Origin of the sequence: Spartinivicinus poritis, assembly GCF_028858535.1 — a bacterium.
Lineage (GTDB): Bacteria > Pseudomonadota > Gammaproteobacteria > Pseudomonadales > Zooshikellaceae > Spartinivicinus > Spartinivicinus poritis.
In genome coordinates this window covers 92,354-111,830 of record NZ_JAPMOU010000007.1, presented here as the reverse complement: position 1 = coordinate 111,830, position 19,477 = coordinate 92,354, and the positions used below count along the sequence as shown (strand labels likewise).

10 protein-coding genes are annotated in these 19,477 nt (G+C 38.3%); 6 read left to right on the top strand and 4 right to left on the bottom strand.

From position 1 onward, the window contains the following. Positions 1 to 69 precede the first annotated feature (69 nt). Together xrtO and ORQ98_RS07955 are read left to right on the top strand one after the other, a co-directional pair. Positions 70 to 1,650 (top strand): exosortase O, encoded by a 1,581-nt coding sequence (xrtO, locus tag ORQ98_RS07960; RefSeq protein ID WP_274688264.1) that lies wholly within the window; start codon positions 70 to 72, stop codon positions 1,648 to 1,650. A 57-nt stretch (positions 1,651 to 1,707) separates the two neighbouring features. Beyond that, positions 1,708 to 4,596: a TIGR02921 family PEP-CTERM protein gene (locus ORQ98_RS07955; RefSeq protein ID WP_274688263.1), complete on the top strand. Its 2,889-nt coding sequence runs from the start codon at positions 1,708 to 1,710 to the stop codon at positions 4,594 to 4,596. 19 nt (positions 4,597 to 4,615) lie between these two features. Here ORQ98_RS07955 and ORQ98_RS07950 read toward each other — a convergent pair whose 3' ends face one another. Beyond that, positions 4,616 to 7,087: a DNA polymerase II gene (locus tag ORQ98_RS07950; RefSeq protein WP_274688262.1), complete on the bottom strand. Its 2,472-nt coding sequence runs from the start codon at positions 7,085 to 7,087 to the stop codon at positions 4,616 to 4,618. A 326-nt stretch (positions 7,088 to 7,413) separates the two neighbouring features. Here ORQ98_RS07950 and ORQ98_RS07945 point away from each other — a divergent pair, with 326 nt between their 5' ends. Together ORQ98_RS07945 and ORQ98_RS07940 are read left to right on the top strand one after the other, a co-directional pair. Further along, positions 7,414 to 7,746, top strand: coding sequence for a hypothetical protein (locus ORQ98_RS07945; RefSeq protein ID WP_274688261.1), 333 nt, complete (start codon positions 7,414 to 7,416; stop codon positions 7,744 to 7,746). Between the two features lie 61 nt (positions 7,747 to 7,807). Continuing rightward, on the top strand, positions 7,808 to 8,488 hold the full coding sequence (locus tag ORQ98_RS07940) for a class I SAM-dependent methyltransferase (RefSeq protein ID WP_274688260.1): 681 nt from the start codon (positions 7,808 to 7,810) through the stop codon (positions 8,486 to 8,488). A 25-nt stretch (positions 8,489 to 8,513) separates the two neighbouring features. Here the strand turns inward: ORQ98_RS07940 and ORQ98_RS07935 are convergent, their stop codons facing one another. After that, on the bottom strand, positions 8,514 to 8,840 hold the full coding sequence (locus ORQ98_RS07935) for a type 1 pili tip component (RefSeq protein ID WP_274688259.1): 327 nt from the start codon (positions 8,838 to 8,840) through the stop codon (positions 8,514 to 8,516). A gap of 225 nt (positions 8,841 to 9,065) precedes the next feature. Here ORQ98_RS07935 and ORQ98_RS07930 point away from each other — a divergent pair, with 225 nt between their 5' ends. After that, entirely contained in the window at positions 9,066 to 10,277 is a 1,212-nt protein-coding gene (locus ORQ98_RS07930) for a BaiN/RdsA family NAD(P)/FAD-dependent oxidoreductase (RefSeq protein ID WP_274688258.1), read from the top strand. A 354-nt stretch (positions 10,278 to 10,631) separates the two neighbouring features. Beyond that, a complete protein-coding gene (locus ORQ98_RS07925) occupies positions 10,632 to 11,549 on the top strand; it encodes an MBL fold metallo-hydrolase (protein WP_274688257.1) in 918 nt (305 codons plus the stop codon). 205 nt (positions 11,550 to 11,754) lie between these two features. Here ORQ98_RS07925 and pbpC read toward each other — a convergent pair whose 3' ends face one another. Together pbpC and ORQ98_RS07915 are read right to left on the bottom strand one after the other, a co-directional pair. Next, entirely contained in the window at positions 11,755 to 14,055 is a 2,301-nt protein-coding gene (gene pbpC / locus ORQ98_RS07920) for a penicillin-binding protein 1C (RefSeq protein ID WP_274688256.1), read from the bottom strand. Positions 14,056 to 14,365: 310 nt separating this feature from the next. Further along, on the bottom strand, positions 14,366 to 19,237 hold the full coding sequence (locus ORQ98_RS07915; RefSeq protein ID WP_274688255.1) for an alpha-2-macroglobulin family protein: 4,872 nt from the start codon (positions 19,235 to 19,237) through the stop codon (positions 14,366 to 14,368). Between the last annotated feature and the right edge of the window lie 240 nt (positions 19,238 to 19,477).

The window sequence follows — 19,477 nt, the reverse complement described above, 5'->3', positions numbered from 1 at the left end:
TAATTGCTCATCCCATTCGTCATGTTTGCATAAGTTTTTTTTATATTTTGAATCAGGCATTCAGGATATATGATGATGCAAGCTAGTTTAAATAAACAGTGTATTTCTACAAGTTGCCGGCAAGTTGAACAACAACTAGTTGAGAACCCATTGGTAACCGCTGTTCGATGGAATGCTGCTTTTATTTTTAGCCAGTTACTGGTTGTCATTAGCCTCATCTACTTGTTTAAACCAACATTACTGTGGGTTTGGAAGCAGATACAAACTGCTGAAAACAGCTTTCATATTATTGGTGTGGGGTTACTAGTTGGTTTAGCCATACATAGTGTTGTTTCAAAGAAACTACTGTTGACGCTGAGCTTTCAAATTAAAAAACTGCCATTAGTCGTATTCACTGTAGGTTGCTTGATTTTTTTATTAAATGAGCGATTGACGGGCATTCATATTTTTTCTGCCACTTTGATGCTGATTACGCTATATGGTTTTTTAGGATTATATGTAAAAGCTACATCCTGGGCCAAAGCATTTTTACCATTTGCACTACTGATTTTATTACTACCCTTTGAAGGCTATTTAGATATTTACTTAGGGTTTCCTCTCAGGTTATTTTCAGCAGAGATGGCTAAACACTTTCTTTCAAGCTTTGGAGTTATTGCATTAACCCGTGAGTCGGTTATCTTGATTGAAAATAAGGCTGCTATAGTCGATTTAAGTTGTAGTGGTTTAAAAGGGCTATGGGCGGGGTTAATTTTTTATATATTTTTAACTTGGATAGAGAGTAAAAAGCTTTCTTTACGTTGGCTAATTAGTTTGATGCTATTTATTTGCTGCTTGGTTGGTTTCAATATCTTCCGAATTATTAGCTTGGTTGCTTTAGATTTAGTGCTTAACCTTCCTCAGTTAGCTAATTATGCCCATACAATGCTTGGTGTGTTAGGTTTTGTTTTTTCCTGCCTATTTGGATGGCTACTGATGAGGCTTCAAAGTGGAAATATTCAAATATCACCAAAACAAGAATCAATGAATACCAACCCACCTAATTTGTCTTTGATAAGTGTAGGCTTTATAAAAAGAGATTGTTACGGCTTGGTTCTACTATTTATCATTATAACAGGGAGCATCTTTCTCTATGAGCCTTTACCAAAGCAGCAATCAATAACTAATAAAAGTATCGAACTACCAGTTGACTTTAATGGTAAAGAGGTAGCATTTCTACCGATAGAAGAGAAATTTTTTAAAAGGAATTCAGCTAGTGCTGTTAAATATCAGTTTGAGTGGAGTGGCCATCAAGGCAGTTTAATTTTTGTCTATAGCCATTACTGGAAGTCTCAGCATGATCCAAGAAACTGTTATCTTTCGCAAAATATTACGGTTGATTATGAAAAAATTTTATCGCTATCAGCAGAGTATGATAGTAAGCCAGTAGAAATAAAATACCTGCATCTTAATGGTGGACAAAATTCCGGTTTTTATTGGTTTCAGTCTCCGACTAAACAGACAGCTGATTATTCATCTCGTGTATTCTCAGGCTGGTTAACTCCCAGTGAGCCTTGGGTAATGGTATCAGTCGCTTGGGAGGGAGAGTTAAGTGCTTTGGCAACTGAAAAATTTGTTGGCAAAGTATATAGCCATATAAAGAGTCAATTTTAAATCCTTCACATTAGTTATATGGTCGTCGGAAAAGAATAGTGATAATGGAGTTAGATTATGAGTAGTCAGCAGCTAAAAAAAATTATGTATAAGTTGATAAGATTGTTTAACTATGGACTATTTTGGTCTTGGAATCTTATCTTCTGTATTGTTGCTTTATTTATCTTAGTTCCTTATGTTGTGGTGGTGGCTATTAATGACGCCATGTTGGGAGCAGGCACCTGGGGGCAAGCAGGCTATGCGTTATTTGTTATTGTTATCCCAATAGTAACAATGGCTTTAGGTGTTACTGTATATAGAAGAAACCCGTCAATGTTACTAAAGCTATTTTACGGGTTTGAAATGCCAGTGGTATTTTTAATCTTGATGCGATTGATCTTGCTAAGAGATATTAATCCTGGCATGGTCCATTTGTTATTTAATATTTTTATTGCAATAGGGTCTTTTTTCTTTTTAAGCTGTATTGCTGATACCAAAAAATTGAAATTACTTGCTCTACCTTATGTTAGGGTTATTCTTGCGGTAATCACCCTAATGACAGGCTGCTATTTAGCTGCACTGATGTTGCCTTTTGCCATACCCTTTTTTATTAGTACTATAAAAGTGTTGGCTGAAATAGATTGGCTAGAAGTGTTAGAGAATTTGTTCTTATTTCCAGCTATATTTTTTGCAGTATTATTAGGGGTTTACAGCTTTAGCTTATTTATTTTTCTTCCATTTGCTATGACTTCCCTCTATATAAGTCAGTTCATCAAGGAGTGGAAAGTAGCAAATAAACAATTAAATATGCCACTTGTCTCTGCTGCAGTTGTTTTACTAGTAGTAGCCAATATTGGTACCTTTATCGTAGTTAATCAGCAGCCACAGCAGCATATATTCAACGAACTTGGTGAAATTACAGATCAAAAACCCTTGAGTATTGAGCAAGTCAATTACTTTTTAGAAGAAAAGGATAGTATTCGAACAGCGCTAGTGAATACTTATCTTGGTGCTTATCGATATGTGTCTACAGATGAGAAAAGTACAGCGGTACTGGCTGCTTATAAAACAGCGCTGGGTTCTTCTGATTATATGCTGGCAAAAATATCTCAAGCATTCTTTAATACTATGGCTAGTCCTTTTCTTTATGACGGCAAAAATTTTCGACAGGACAAAGCAAAAGCTGCGGCTATGTACAAACGGTTATTTGATACTCCAATTGAGAAAGCCGAAAAACATGCCATTATTGATGCTATTCAGGCAACCTGGGAGCGGGAAGAAATGGCGGCAGGGTTAATCAATGCAGCTAATCGACATGTGTTAGTAACAGAACAGCAGATTTGGGTAAAAGCAGTTGCTGATACTGCAAAAATTAATATCGTACAACGCTTGGAAAACCAAACCTTTACTAACCAGGAAGTGGTTATGCATTTCTCACTGCCTGAAGAAGCGGTATTGACAGGTTTATGGTTAAGTGATGATGAATCAAAGCCTCGTAAATACCCATTTGTTATAGCGCCGAGAGGAGCAGCACAGCAGGTGTATAACGATGAGGTTAAGCGACGAGTTGACCCTTCTTTATTAGAAAAGGTCGGGCCAAGACAATATCGGTTACGCGCTTTTCCGGTGTTAGCTAAAAATTGTGAGCGTAGCTCAAGGTTTTTCTATATTCGCCATAATTGCAAAACTGACCCTTTATTTGTTGAGTTTGAATACACAACAACTGCAAATAATGATGGTAGTTGGCCTTTACCAGAGCTATTGGAACAGCGAAACTTATTTTGGAATCATAGCTTAGAGCTAACGTTAAACGGACAGAAGCTAGTAAAGGGAGAAACCTGGTTACCTGAAGTATTTTATTATGAATCTGAAAATACACAAAGAAAACCAATGCAAGCAACGTTTGGCAATACCATCATTACTGCTAAGCCAAGAGTGTTAGAAAATCATCAAGCTCAACACAACTATACAGATATTACAGTGGGTGTACTCGTTGATAGCTCATACAGTATGAATACTAACAGGCAAGCTGTAACCAGAGCGATATCTTGGTTAGAGGCAAATCATGTTAATTATGATTTGTATAGCTGTAATGTCGCTTGTACTCAACTAGCAAATAAGAAAAGTGATTTTGACTTCCTAAGTAATCAGCAACCTTATCAGCAGCTTTCTCTTTGGAAAAAGCTGCTAGGATTTGATCAATACAATATGCTGATTATGTTGACCGATAAAGGCAGCTACGAATTAGAAAAAGATAATAACGATCAATTAATTATGCCTGCGCCTTTATGGTTAGTGCATCTAAATAGTGAATTGCCTTATGCTTACAATGATAATATGCTAGAAGCAATAAAGAAAAGTCAAGGTGGTATAGCAGAATCTATTGAGCAAGCTTTTTTAAGGCAACACCATCGTAAGCAGTTTGTAGAAAAAGATAAAAGCAGTAAAGAGTTAAACAATAATATAGAAGTAAAAGTGGAAAATGAACAAATAAATGATAGAAGCCAAACCATTCCTTTTGCTATAACAGATCATTACTTGTGGTACGCATCTACCGGTGATAATTTTAATGTCTCAAATAATAATGAATTCTTTACAAAATTAGCAAGTAAACAATGGCTTGAGTATTTAGCAGTGAATAAAGACACAAGTAGTTTACCTGTATTAGATGAGCTGCATTCAATAGCAAAAGAAAATCAACTAGTTACCGACTATTCATCCATGCTGGTACTCGTGAATGAGCGTCAGAAGCAAGCTTTGAAGGAAGCTGAAGCAAAGGATGACCGGTTTGATCGAGAAGTGGAAAGAGGTAGTGAAGATATTACCTCACCTACAGATGTTTTCTCAGTACAAGCTGTTCCTGAGCCAGAAGAGTGGTTGTTAATGGGGTTGGTTGCTATTATGTTAGGGACTGCTTATTTTAGAAGGAAGAGAGATCAACATTTGATCATGAAAGTAGCTGTATAATAATTTTTATGTGGAGTAATTAAAACAAACCAATCTGTTTATCCACCACTTCACTAAACGAAGTATCCAAAAAATGCAGAATACTATCAGCAATCGGCATGATTTGTCGTTCAATATAAAGGTCATAATCCAGTGCTGATTGCAGATATTCAACTGGTTCTGGCCCACTGGTAGTTAAGCAATACTCTATCCAGCCACCTCGGTGATATTTTGGTAGCTTATTTTCTTGCTGTCTTCTCAACTCTGCTAGTTTGGCCGCTTGTACATGGGGTGGAATATTTTTTTGATAATCGGCTAGTTTACGACGGATGCGTTTTCTATAGACGAGTAAATTATCTTTTTGTCCATTATAAATATCGGCTATTAGTGAACGTATATAGTCTTGATAAAGTTCATTGTGGAATATACGGCGATAGAGTTCCCGTTGAAACTCCCTTGCTAGTGGTGTCCAGTCTGTTCTAACGGTTTCTAAACCTTTAAAAATGAGCTCAGACTCATTGTTCTTATTGATAGCCAATCCGGCGTAGCGTTTTTTGCTGCCTTTTTCTGAGCCTCGGATAGTCGGCATAATGAAGCGCTTGAAGTGTGTCTCAAACTGAATTTCCAAGAAACTTTTTATTTGGTACTCTGTATAAAGATAGTCTGCCCACCATTGGTTAAGCTCTTTAGCTAGTTGTTTACCAATATCTTTAATAGTTTCTGATGCAATATTGGGATGATAGCCTTTTAAGGAAACAAACACAGAGTCTGTATCGCCATAAATGACTTGATAGCCTTTTTGTTCTATTAAGGCTTTGGTTTTGTATAAAATAAAATGTCCGCGCAGGGTGATAGAACTAGGTAAACGGTAATCAAAAAAGCGGCAGCCAGGAGTACCTAGTACACCATAAAAGGAGTTCATTAGTATTTTAATGGCTTGGGACATGGCGGTATGGTTGTGTAATTTAGCTTCGTCTCTTGCTGCCCAAAGTTCACCAATAATATCAGGTAAAATATTTTCTTGTTTTGAAAATACAGCGCCATTAAAGCCTGGAACAAGTTTTTCTTTATTTTCTACTGATGTTTCTGCTTTATCTGTTTTTGGCGTAGTCTGACAGCTTTCAATACCTTTAATCAACCCGAGTGGGTCGATTTTGAAAGTGCGGATAATGCTGGGGTACAGGCTTTTAAAGTCTAGCACTAGCACATGGTTGTAAATGCCTGGGAAGGAATCCATAACATAGCCACCTGGGCTACCAACCCCTTGAGGGTTATCAGGGATATTAGGTGCTACATAGCCTGCACGATGTAAGCGGGGTAAATAACGGTTGTCAAAAGCGGCAACCGAGCCACCAAAACGGTCCATTGCCAGCCCAGTTAATTGGGCGCGCTCAATGGCAAATTCAATAAGCTCAGTTGCTAGGAAGATATCCCATACTAATTGACAATCTTCTAAATTATAAGCAGCAAGTGCCACCTTATCTTCAGTAAACAGTCTAGTAATTTCCTTGCCACGATTATCTTCCGATTGAATAAGTTTTCCCCGTTGTAATACTTCGTTAGCAACCTTCTCTAAGGAAAAACTTTCGAAGTTATAAGTAGCTGATTTAAGGGTATCGATACCATCTAATACCAACCGGCCAGGTAAGGTAAGTGTATAGTGATCATTATTAGTGCGTGACTGGCGCCAATTGAGTAATGTATTGTTTCTACCCAGCTTGAGAGGGATTTGTAATCGATCAGCAACCCGTTGTAGAAAGCGAAAGTCAAAATTAATAACATTCCAGCCAATAATAATATCCGGGTCTATTGTTTGCACAGTACTGATGAACTGAGTCATTAACGCTGTTTCATCATGACAAAAGCAAAGGTAATCTGGCTTTGTTGTATGGCAATCATTGTTGCCAAGCATAAACACATACTGTTGTGTTTGTTGTGGTGTAGAACTACTGGTCGATATTAGCCCAATTGAATAAAGCTGATTGCCAGTGATTGCTGTTTCAATATCCAGTGATAAAATGGTATAACTTGGCTGATAACGACTGGGTTTTACTTTGGGGTTGATTGTTTCAAGAAATCCATTTTTTTGTAAAAAAATTCCATTTATTGAGAAGGTACCAGTAATAAAACGCTCCATTAAAAAGCGGTCAGTCGGTTGAATGTCTGCTTCTAGTGGCACTATACCTTGTTCTTTCAAGAGCTTTCTAGCATCGTATAAAAGTCGCTGCTGATTAAAATAAACAGCATGTATGGTATTTCCTTGAAAGGTTTTTAGGGTAATGGGTTTGTCACGCCAGCCGTTTTTTGAAAGTTGGCTAGATAAGATATATCTAGCCTGCTCTATGTAGCTTGACTCAATAAAGAAAACGGCTGGCTGGTTGATGTAGCGTAGAAGAACAGGGCCTTGTGAGGTAGTTAGCCAAAAGCTCAATTGTAAGTGTGTATTACCTGTGGTATCGGTAATGTCACTCCACTGTCTAGTGATTAAAAAACCATCAAGAGTCTCTGTCATTTTTAAACTATATCTGCTACTTTTCTTCTATTTTGACATGCCAGTAAAGTTGATGGCTAGCTTTCAACAACCTTTTTTAGCTTTACTCATAGCACCACGAAAGTCACTAATTAGTGGCAAGAAAGGAGTATTTAACGAGGAGCATTTAGTTTCATTAATGTAGCTATTAATTCATAAATCCGATAAAAAATCAGCTTTTTATTTAAAAATATTTTAATAGTGCTACCGAGAATGACTGCCTGTATGACGGTTTTGTTATGAAGTTTGTAACAACATAAACTAAGCTGTAAAAGAAGTTTTGCTGTTATCAACAGATACAATAAGCTATGGCTAGTTCAGTTTCAGAAAATAGAAAACTAACTGTTATTGTCAGAGTAGAGCCTGGTTGTCTTGGGCCAGAAGGCATGAGTCATATTGAAGAGTTTTGTAAATTTATTTATGCTAAAGAGTCTGCTCTAGACTACCACTTTGTTAATTGGTCATTTATTCCTCGATATGATAAGGACTTATCTGAGTTTGAGTTTCAAATTGATAATCGTAAGATTACGCCGGCAATGGCGAATAAATATTTACAACTCTTTTCTAAAGAATTAAATGCTTTTGAGGATGAGCTGCATGACCATTTAGCCGACTATATAGAAGAGTATCTTGCCGCTTGAGGCAAAAGGGCTTGTTCAAAAAAGTATTTTGTAATGTCAGAATAAATTGCTGAGAATTAGAATGGTTTCTAGCACAGATAGAGATGAGGGCTTCAGTTATCAAGTAAAAAAATCCCAGAAATATTTTAATAGACTCAGTTTGTTCTTTTATGACTGGATACTCTATGGCATTATTTCCAAGTATGCTTGGGGTTGCTCAACAAAGCGGCTGGATGACCATTATGCAAACTATATTAGCAATAATCACCTTGAAGTAGGTGTAGGAACAGGATATTTATTAAATAGGGTAAGGTTTCACTCAGGAAAAGTGCGTTTAGGCTTGATGGATTTAAGCCAAAGCTGCTTACAAAAAACAGCGAAAAAAGTAGCCCGTTATCAGCCAGAAATTTACCAGCAAAATCTACTTGAACCAATAACTGACTCAATTGAGCCTTTCGACTCAATCAGTATTAACTATGTCATGCATTGTGTACCAGGAAGCTTTAAAGAAAAAGGTATTGTTTTTAAGCATTTAAAATCATTGTTGAGTGAGGGTGGTGTATTATTTGGTACGACAGTATTGTTTCAAAATGTACCGAAAGGGCTATTTGCAAAGCTGGTACTGGCTATCATGAATCAGCTAGGAGTATTTAACAACAAACATGATAGCCTAGAAGAGCTAAGAGACTGCTTGTCATCAAGTTTTAGCCATGTTGAATTACAGGTAGAAGGCTGTACAGCAATATTTGTTGTTAAGCCTTAATTATTGGACTTCCTGGGCTGAATGGTTACTCTGATTGCATACTTGCTAAATGCTGCTTTGTCAGTGATATAAATTGGGGCGTTAAGCCAACATCTTCATAAATTGGGTTACCATCTTCATCGTGGGCAACCACTTTTGCGCCAGGTTGATAAGGAAAAGCTTCTTCCAGCTCATCTAATGCGGCAGTTAATAAGTCGGTTATTATCTGCTGTTCTGAGCGGCCTTTGTATAAGTCAGCAATAGCTGCAACTTTAGCCGCATCATGCTGGGTCAAGCGAATTTCATAAAACTTGCGAGTGCGCTGCTCCTTGTCTGGACTTCCCCATAGCTCAAGTAAGTTGCGGATTTTCATAGTGATTTTCCTACTCAAAAGTAGTTTGTTTGGTATTAATAGTAGACAAGAGTTGATCAAGGCAGCTAGTGGTTTAAGTAATTTATTGATTGAGGGTATGTTTGATTGGTTGGTTACTCGACTTAGAGCCTCTATTCACTGATAATTTGGCTCACTTAAAATGAGCATAAGTAAGTATTTGCTTATCTTGCTTTGCTAAAAAACTGGCTTTAGGTGAACAGCTGAATGCATTCAAAAGATGTTGTAATAATTGGTGCTGGTGCAGCGGGGTTGATGTGTGCTGCTCAGGCAGGAGCCCGTGGCAGGTCCGTATTAGTAATTGATCATGCCAACAAGCCTGGTAAGAAGATTTTAATGTCTGGTGGTGGGCGCTGTAATTTCACCAACCTCTATGTTGAACCTGATTGTTTTTTATCCAGTAATCCTCACTTCTGTAAATCGGCATTAAAAGGATATGACCAGTGGGCCTTTATCAGTCTGGTTGATCAGCATCAGATTCCTTGGCATGAAAAAGAAGAAGGCCAGCTATTTTGTGACAATAACAGTAAAGATATTCTCGATATGTTACTCGCTGAAGTAACAAAGGTTAATGCAACAGTTGAAGTACTAACACAGTTAAAATCAGTGGAAAAGCAGGTTGTAGGCTTTAAGTTAGAACTTGAAACGTTAGATAAAAAGAAAAATATTATTAATACGAAAGTAGTATTGTGCCAGTCGCTGGTTATTGCCACGGGCGGGCCTTCTATCCCCACTCTGGGAGCAACAGGGTTTGGCTTTCAGCTAGCAGAGCAATTTGGCCATAAAGTGCATACCTATCGTGCTTCATTGGTACCCTTCACATGGAATAATGAAGATAAACCTTGGTTTTCCGAGTTATCAGGTATTTCCTTGCCTATTACTGTTGTTGCTAAATCAGGCAAGCAATTTACTAATCAACTGTTGTTTACCCATCGAGGTATAAGTGGTCCAGCTATTTTACAGATTAGTAACTATTGGCAGCCGGGTGAATCAGTCATAATTAATTTATGTTCGAATGTTGAAGCATTAGCAGAATTAAAAAAACGTCAGCAAACTGATGGTAAGGTTCAGTTGAAAACAGTGTTAAATCAATGGTTACCTAAACGATTGACTGATAAATTAATGGAACGCTATTTTGATAATAAAAAACTAGCTGAACTAAATAGCAAAGAAATGAGCTTGATTGCAAACCAGTTAAATCATTGGCAATTTATGCCTGGGGGCACTGAGGGGTATCGCACTGCAGAAGTGACCTTAGGAGGGGTAGATACAAATGATATATCTTCCAAAACAATGGAAAGTAAGCTAGTAGAGAGTTTATATTTTATTGGTGAAGTTTTGGATGTAACAGGGCATTTAGGTGGATTTAACTTCCAATGGGCATGGGCCTCGGGCTATGCGGCAGGGAAGTATGCTTAAGTATTAAATAAAAAGATTAGGGAAGTAACATGCATAAAAGGATTTTAATTAAATTTTTCAGTTATTTGATTGTGCTACTATTGATGGGTGTCGCACTAGTATTGAAGATATCTCTTCAATCAATAAATAACTATCAGGCAGCCTAGGCACAATGGCAATTAATATTAACAAAATATGTCAATCCTGAAGGTAAAGTCGATTATAAAGGATTTGAACAGGATATAGTAGTTTTAGAGCATTGGTTGAGCTTTAAAATTTATTCCTAATGACTGGTCTTTGAATAGTCAAACTTAGCTTTTGCACTCTATAATATAAAGCACTTCCATTGGTCGGAATTAAAAAGGTTTTATGATAATGTTCAATAAAATTTGCTTAATACTATTATTAGGTATCAATCTAATTGCAATTACTGCTTATGCAGAGTGTCACAAAGCGGATTTAGCTGTACAAGTACTTGGTTCTGGTGGTCCAATTGCAGATGATAGTCGTGCTAGTTCCGGCTATTTAATCTGGAGTAAAAATAAGTCAATTGCACTCATTGATGTGGGTGGTGGTGTTTTTCATCGCTTTGGTGAAGCAAAGGCAAAAATAGTAGACTTACAGTTAATAGGGATTACACACTTTCATACAGATCATGTAGCTGATTTTCCAGCCTTACTAAAAAGCGGTTTTTTTATTAATCGGAAAGAAAGCCTACTTGTTTCTGGTCCTGCAGGAGGCTCTCGCTTTCCTGGTTTGCTTGAATTTATGGATGCATTGTTTAACCCGAAGTCTGGTGCATTTCGATATTTATCCGGTTATCTCAGTGGTAAAGGTGGGCTGTTTAAAGCAGAGCTGTTGGAAATAGACAATAAATCAGAACAGCCAACCTCTGTTCTAAAGCAAGAGGGGCTAAAAGTATCAAGTGTAGGGGTTAATCATTGGGCGATTCCTACGGTTGGTTATTTAGTAGAAATAGGTGGTAGACGAATAGCTTTCAGTGGCGATCAAAACGGTGATAATCCAGCCTTTCTCAAACTAATTCAAGATGCTGATATTTTGTTCATGGCCCATGCGGTACCAGAAAAAGCAGATCCTGTCGCTGGAAGGTTACATGCCCGGCCATCAGTTATTGGCAAGTTGGCTAAAGAGACTAACGTTAAGCGGCTAGTACTCTCTCACTTTATGAAAAGAAGCTTAGATACCTTGGATGAAAATATAAAAATAATTAAGGCAAGCTATTCGGGGTCAGTTGAGTTAGCAGAAGATCTGAAGTGTTTTAACCTTGATTAGAGGTTATCTTAACCATATCAGATACAGGGAGTTTTCCCGGTATTTAGTGGTCCATGCGTAAAGTCAGGTGATATTCTTCAAAGCCATTTTTTTTCTGGCAAGGCACTTTTTTGCAGGCATAGTGGGCCTACGTCAAGAAAAAGTAATACAGCTAGAGAATAAATGGAGAAGAAGCTGTTATCTGATTTTGCGCATGGACCACTATTCACATCTTGACTTTTACTGATACCATATCGGTTGTACCTAAACTGTCTACTACACTAACCTGATATTTACCTGCTTTGGTAAACTCATATTGAAAAGCCTGTTTAGGTGTGGTTTCTGCAATTAGCTGACCGTTGATAAACCACAGGTGTTTGCCAATTCCGCCATTGGCTGACAAGTTAATAGCAATTTGTTTAGCTTTAGCTGCAGGAATTAGTGTCTTATCTTTAATGCTATTAATTTGCACACCATTAGCTAGGATGGGTTGTACATTTTTACAGTCTGTATCAGTAGCAGGAATTAAACGGTGCCGTTGCCATTTTCGAGGTAACCATGGGTCCAACTCTCTAGGCCATAATACAATTTGTTGAAGCTTGTAATTGATGCTGGTGCAATTAATGCTGACTCGTTTGCCAGTGTTAGGATTAATAGGCACATTTAGTTTTAAAGGGTTTTGAATAATGTCTGGGTTGGTTAGTGTAGGTGGTACTTGTTTATCTAATACAAAGGCCTGTTTTGTTTGGTAGCAATATTGTTGATTTTCTTGCAGGTTTTTTGAAGTGCCCAGTGGCCAGCAAATAGTTTCTTCACTGACATTTGCTGGGCGTTTTATATAAGGCTTTTTGTATGGAAGTAGCTGATATATTTGCTTTAATAATGGCACAGCTGTGATTCTGCCATGATGGCCTGGCATTGGGCTGCCATCTGGTCGGCCTAACCAAACACCAATGGTATAATGATCACTCACGCCAACTGCCCATGCGTCACGAAATCCATAACTAGTGCCTGTTTTCCAAACTAAGGGCAAGTAATTGGCCTGGTGTGAGCGGTAATTTTGATCAGTTAACATTTGTCTTACAATCCAAGCTGCTCCTGGACTCATTAAATAGCGTTGTTGCAGTGGTTGATCTGCGGTTAAGCGGGGTGTAGCAGCCAGGCCATTTATTGCCAAGGCACGATAATTACCTACTAACTCTTCAAGCTTGATACCAACACCTCCGAGTATAATCGCTAGGTTGGCCTTACTCTGATTAGGGAGGTGCAAACCAAGACCTGCATTTTGCAGTTGAGCTGCAAAATTTTCTGGTGATAAGTGCTCTAATAATTGCACTGCTGGAATATTTAATGAGCGTTTTAATGCATCAGTAGCAGATACGGGGCCATGAAACCCTTGGCTGAAATTTTCTGGTCGGTAGTGCTTATTTAATCGAGGGGCATCGGTAAGTAAAGACGCGGAATGAATCAATCCTTCATCCAATGCCATGGCATAAGCAAAAGGCTTTAACGTTGAGCCAGGGGAACGAATCGCGGAAATCATATCGACATGGCCTAGTCGTTTGGTGTCAGTAAAATCAGCAGAGCCAATATAGGCTTTGATTGCCATGGTTTTATTATTTACAACTAGAACAGCTGCTGAAGTTTTTTTGGGAAGTTGACTTACATAATCTTTAACTACGGTTTCAGCAGTAACTTGTAACTGCCAGTCAACCAAGGTTTGTATTTTACTGTGTTTAGGTTGAGCTAACCTTCTGGCCAATAAGGGGGCGTTTAAATGATGAGCCAGTTTGTTGGCATAAACAGGTTCTAGTTTGGCTGATTTAACTCGCTCTTGAGTCCATAATGAAAACTGTTGAAGGCGATTTAAGACTTTATTTCTAGCTTGTTCTGCCCGTTCTGGGTGGCGGTCGGGTCTAAGGCGACTAGGCGCTTGAGGTAAAACGGTTAATAAAGCCGCCTCAGCATCGGATAAAAATTGACTAGACTTCCCTAAATAAGCATAACTTGCTGCTTCAATACCAATAATGGTTCCCCCAAAAGGAGCATTATTTAGGTAAATGGTTAAAATTTCTTTTTTAGTCAGATGCCATTCTAATTGCAGTGCACGAAAAATTTGCTTTATTTTACCTGGTATCGAGCGCTGATGTGGATCAATAATTCTCGCAACCTGCATAGTTAATGTAGAGCCACCAGAAATAACTTTTTTATTATTTATGTTTTGCCAAAAAGCACGAACTAATGCAATGGGGTTCACGCCTGGGTGTAAATAAAAATATTGGTCCTCATATGCTATTAATGCAGTCAAATAGTTTTCTGAAACCTGGTCTATTGTGATTGGATATTGCCAGTGACCTGCTTTATTAGGGAAATTACGTAAAGGTGTACCATCCTCAGCAACAACTACTTGGGTATAATCGGATGCTTGTGGCAATGTTAGAGGAAAAAGCCAGTCAAATAGTAAAAAAATAGGTAATAACAAAATTGTGATAACTGCTATTAGTTTTGTTAATAGTTTTAATTTCATATTTTACTTCTGTTTTAACTCCTTCTGGAGGTTGTCGCAAAAGCTAGCGGATATGGGGTGACGGGATGTTCTATAGCGGCGGAAGAATATCCTGTTATTCCATATCGAACACTAGACTTATTTTCAACACCCTCTTGTGGCACCCTCAATAAAGGGAGGGCTAGGGGGGATTTAAAATGACTGTAGTTTTTGAGCCATCTCCTGTTTATTTGTTTGTAAAAATCCCCCTTTTTCAAAGGGGGTGGCGGCTGGATTTTGCTTTCGCTCTAATTTACTTTTTCCCGAGATCTCCCAGAGGGTGCTAAAAACATTACTCACTAATAATTTCTAGCTTGTCAGGTGTTTTGCCTATTGCTCTTTTTTCAGGTAGATACATATCTTCAATTAAAGAAGGGGGAACTGCATATTTTCCAGGTGTAACTGCTCGGGTTAAGTAAAAGATATGGTAGCTATCGTATGCATAGCCGGTGGTATTGATTGCAGCTACAAAGCGATCATCACGATATTCGACATGATTAAACTCAACACTTTCATGCCACTTAGCAATGGTTTTACCATTAATCTCGATTTGATCTAGTTTTATGCTGTGGCTAAGGCTTTGGTTTTCTAGTTCTAGCCCTGCTGCTAATAAGTCTACTACCAAAATATCCCGTGAATAATAGTCACTATTAACCACCAGTTCAGTAATGACCAAATCGCCACTTTTTAATTGATCAAGTTGAATGGGTTGTCCATCTAGACTGTAGAAGTTACGGCTTACCTCAAGCCCGCCGTTATTCATCGGTTTGGGAGGATCAATTGGATAGCCACTATAATAAAATGATGCATATAGCGGTTTATCTGTTTGGCTGGTAATAGAGATTGCCTTGGCTAACTGATCACCTGAAAGCTTATAATAAAACGCTTGGTTAGATTGATGTTCAATTTTTTCTCCAGCAATAGTAATGGTAGCTTGCCAGTTGTCTTTATGTGAAAGCAAGCTGTAGCCAGCCATAACCAAAGCATTACGCTCCTGAGTGCTTAGGTACTGGCGATTTCTTAGCAGAGTTTGTAATAGATTGATCAGCTTTCCATTGGCTTTATCATTAAATTCCAAGCTATTTGCAAGATAAATAGATAAAGCTAAATCCCTTAAGCGACCACCGTAGTTAATATAGTATCTATCATCTTTCAATAAACGGCCTTTAGCTTTTTCCCAAGCCTCGCTGGCACGTTGATGGTCACCATGTAATTTAAAAGCAGCTGCTAAATGAGAGTAAGTAAGCGCAGCAAAATCCTTGTCAGCAATTTTTTGATAAAGATTTCTCAGGCTACCTAATGGTGCTTTATTGGCTTTTGCTAACACATATCCAGCATAAGCTTTAATGCTCGCATCCCACTGGTTTTTATCATTATAGTAAGTAGTCAAAGTATGTCGGGTTTGAACATACTGGCGCAGCCGGTTTTGGGCATTTTGAATAGCATTAGCTGGTACGGTAAAGCCTTTGTTTTGTGCCAGCATTAAGAAGTCGGTTGCATAAGCGGTGAGCCAGAACTCCTCATGGCTGTGGCTATCCCATAGGCCAAAACTGCCGTTGGATTTTTGCATCCCTAAAATACGACTAATGCCTTTATTAACTGCTTTTATTTTACTTTCGGCATTTTTAGTTGAAACACCTAGCTGTTGGAAAGCATCTGGCTCAATCAGGGCATGTGGAAAAATACCGCTGGTAGTTTGCTCAAGACAGCCATAAGGATAAGCGTTTAACGCATCAATATGTGAGGATATATTCAACGGAGGCATGCTATGTAAAGCCAAACGACCGATAGCTGTTCCTTCCAGCCAGTTAAAGCTGTCTGGGGCAAGTGAAACCTGTTGGTTAGGTGCTATTTCAGCAAATTGCTTATTGGCAATCGCTGGATAAGCAGGGCGTGTACCTAATCGCCATTCACGATTAATAGAAAGAGGTTCACTTTGATCTGCAAGCTTAATATTATTGATTGATAGGTTGATAATTCCTTGTCCCATCATTTGTTTAGCTTTTACAGCATAAACTAATTGCGTTTTAGCTTGGTCAGCCAGTTGAATAGTTTGTGATTCTGTTGTGGTCTCAGTTTGAATTGCACCTGTCGTGGTTAGGTTAACTGTTAAATCCTGTTGAGCATCTGACAGGTTATGTAAGTCTAATACCAGTTGTGATTGGTCTCCATTAGCTAAAAATCGTGGCATTCCTAGCTGGGTAACGACTGGAGCGGCAATAGTTACTTCTTTTTCAGTAGAACCGAATTGTTCCTCATTAAAAGCAACGGCCATTAAACGAAGCTTGCCATTGAAGTCAGGAATCTCCAGATCAATTTCTGCTTCACCTTGTTCATTGAGTGGCACCAATCCAGAAAATAAAGAAACGATTTTAACAACGGTATCAGGCTTTTTACCGCCTTTTAATAAGTCGCCATCCCCACCATAGCGTAAACTGCCTTTCACCCCTTTGGCCGCTAGCATTAATTGGTTGAATACATCCAGTTGATCAACCTCATATCGTCTTGGGGCAAAAAAGTATTTGTGTGGATCTGGAGTAATAAAGTTGGTGATATTTAATACACCTACATCAACTGCAGCTAAGGTAACGTAAGCCTGTTTAGCTGGTTGCTGTTGTTTATCAGTAACATTAACTTTAACTTTGAGTGTTTGCTCAGGTAGCTGCTTGGTTGGGCTTTGTAGTGTTACCTTGAGCTTTTGTTGAGTACGATCCAGAGGAAGATGCTTAAGCCCAACAGCTCTTACTGGAAAGTCGCCTTGTTTAGCAGCTTTGCCTGGTTGTACTGCGAGAGCTGATAAGTAGATATTATGCTGTTGCCAATTTTTGGGTAAGTTAAACTTTATCTGGGTACCTGCAGGATTAAACTCAACCGTTTGTTTCCATAACAATTGGTCACTTTCAACACTGACAAAGCCTTTACCTTTTATCGGTGCATAGAGTGTGGCAATGACTTCATCACCAGTTTGGTAATGGGGTTTATTAAGTTCAATCTTAATTTGGTCTGGTCGATTACCTAATGTCTCGCCACTTCGCCAAGAGGTTCTAAAGTTATATTGGCTAATAGCACCACTAGCAGTATTTTTAATTTCAACACGATAATGGCCCCACTCAATAGGTAATGAAATCTTTGTTTTACCATTATCATTGGTTGTGACTGGCATATTCAGCAAGTTGACCTGCTCCGCTGTATATTCACTTTGCCAGCCATCATCATTACTGAAATACCAGTGATAATTACGCTCTTCTTTGTAGAAGCTGACTTCTAGGTTTTGAGCGGGTTGTAGTTGTCCTTTGTCATCAACGCTAATGACTTCAAACTCGGCTTGGGTATCATAATCTGGACCACTTTTTCCAAAAAGTGGTCGAAGTCCAACTAGCTGATTAGTGGGCAATAAATTAAATTGACGCTGTCGAGTGAGAGGGCGTCCTCCAGACTCATGGACACTTACCTCAAACCTAACAGCTAATGGAGATTTTATTTGTTGCCACTCAGAAACCAAATTGATTTCATACAGACCTTGGTCATCAAGTACAGCATCTTCTAAGTCAATGTGGTGGTTATATTCGCGATAATTTTCCAAGCCAAAATGATAGTCCTGCCATTGGCTAAATGGGTGGCGGTTTGGTCGTACTTGTGCCATTGCTGATAGTTTATTACCAGCAGCGGGGGCTCCATATAAGTATTGTGCATTGGCTGTAAAGGTAATTTCATCTTTAGCCGACGCTAATAATACAGTTGGCTTAAGAGGATTCCCGCCTAAGTCTAAGGTTAGTTTTTCTGGCAGAAATTCTTCAACTTTAATTTTATAACTATGCTGGTTGTTGTCATTAGTATGAGCAACAAACTTCCAATCTCCTGTGGGAGCATCTGCAGGTAGAGAAAATGAAAAGCTATAGTAACCAGCGGCTTCACTATGCCAGCTGATATTACTCACAATTCGGCCATCAGGTCGCTGTAAGCTGGCAGATAAAGGCATTTGAGGTAGAGCTTTACCGTCGTGGTCTCTTAAAATACCGCTGATTTGCACGGTTTCGCCGGGCCGATAGATATCCCTTGGTGAATAAAGAAATAATGTTTGAGGCTGACTGATTTGCTTGCCTGTAGTAAAGTCACTTAAATCCAATGCAGCTTGAGATAGAGGCAAAATGCTGTATTGTTGATTATCGCTAGCAATAGCTAATGCCCCTTCATTACTATCCATCCAGGTGGTAGCAATACCATCACTGTCTGTAGTGATTTGTCTGATAGGCTTATTGTTTTTATCAAAAATGGTAATGTTGACTCGGGTGGCTGGCTTGGCTGAACTGATGTGACTAGCATAAATGGCAAGTTGTTTTTGATAGCGGCGCGCATGTAATGCTATATCACTCACTGTAAAGTAAACACTAGGATTACTGTAAAGCTGGCTACCTGTTTCCTTTAATATTGCCATATAAACACCAGGCTTCTTTAAAGCAGGAATATCACTAATGGGTAGGTAGGATACAGTTTGCGTATTAACTTTCGTATTTAAGTCAAAGCGACCGTTATAGGCAAAGTCAATATATTTGTTTAGATAGCGATTAAATTGATAGCTATAGACATTTTGGCGATTACCATAACTTTTAAGAAACTCAATTAGCTTATTTGGTTTAACTTGATAAAAATCAACAATGACATCGTTGGTATTAGTTGCCAACACTGGTAAACCATCAGTTAAGCTAGCAGGTAAGATGAAACCATTGCTTTTAAAGGTAACATGGGCTGGTAAAGGTGGTGTAGTAATTACTTTATCAACAGGGTTAGCTAAGGTTTTATTAATAATATTTGGGAGTGCAGATGAAATAAATATTTGGTACTTATGCTCTGGTAATAGATTTGGAAAATAGAGGGTATTACCTGTTTTATTAAGAATCCACTTGCCTGTTATCGATTGTCCCGTTTTTTCATCAATAATGCGTACAAACTGGTTGAGATTTTGCTTAGCATCAAGCGGTGTACTAAAGGTGATAACTGCTGAAAGGCTACCATTGTAAAGTTTGGCTGAGATATTAGCAGCCTGAAAAGGAATGGTTTTGTATACACTGACATTATCATTACTTGCTTTTACAACTTGGTATATAGAAAGCAAATATAAGCTGAGAAAAATGCTAGTTATACACCTTAATTTGAAACTTTTCATTATATGTCCTTGTTAAGCAAATGGGACAAACGGTTTTGCTTCAGTGGATAGTCTCACACTGGGCATATGCTTTGTTATGAAAGCATGACAGAGCTATACGACACTGTTAGGACGTTGCATATGAGTGTTAACAATCCATATAGTGTTTGAACAGTATACTAACAAAAAAACTTGCCATTTCATTGGTTTAAATATGGCAAATTATGGCAGTGAGAAATGGTGAGTTGAAAAGAGAAGAAG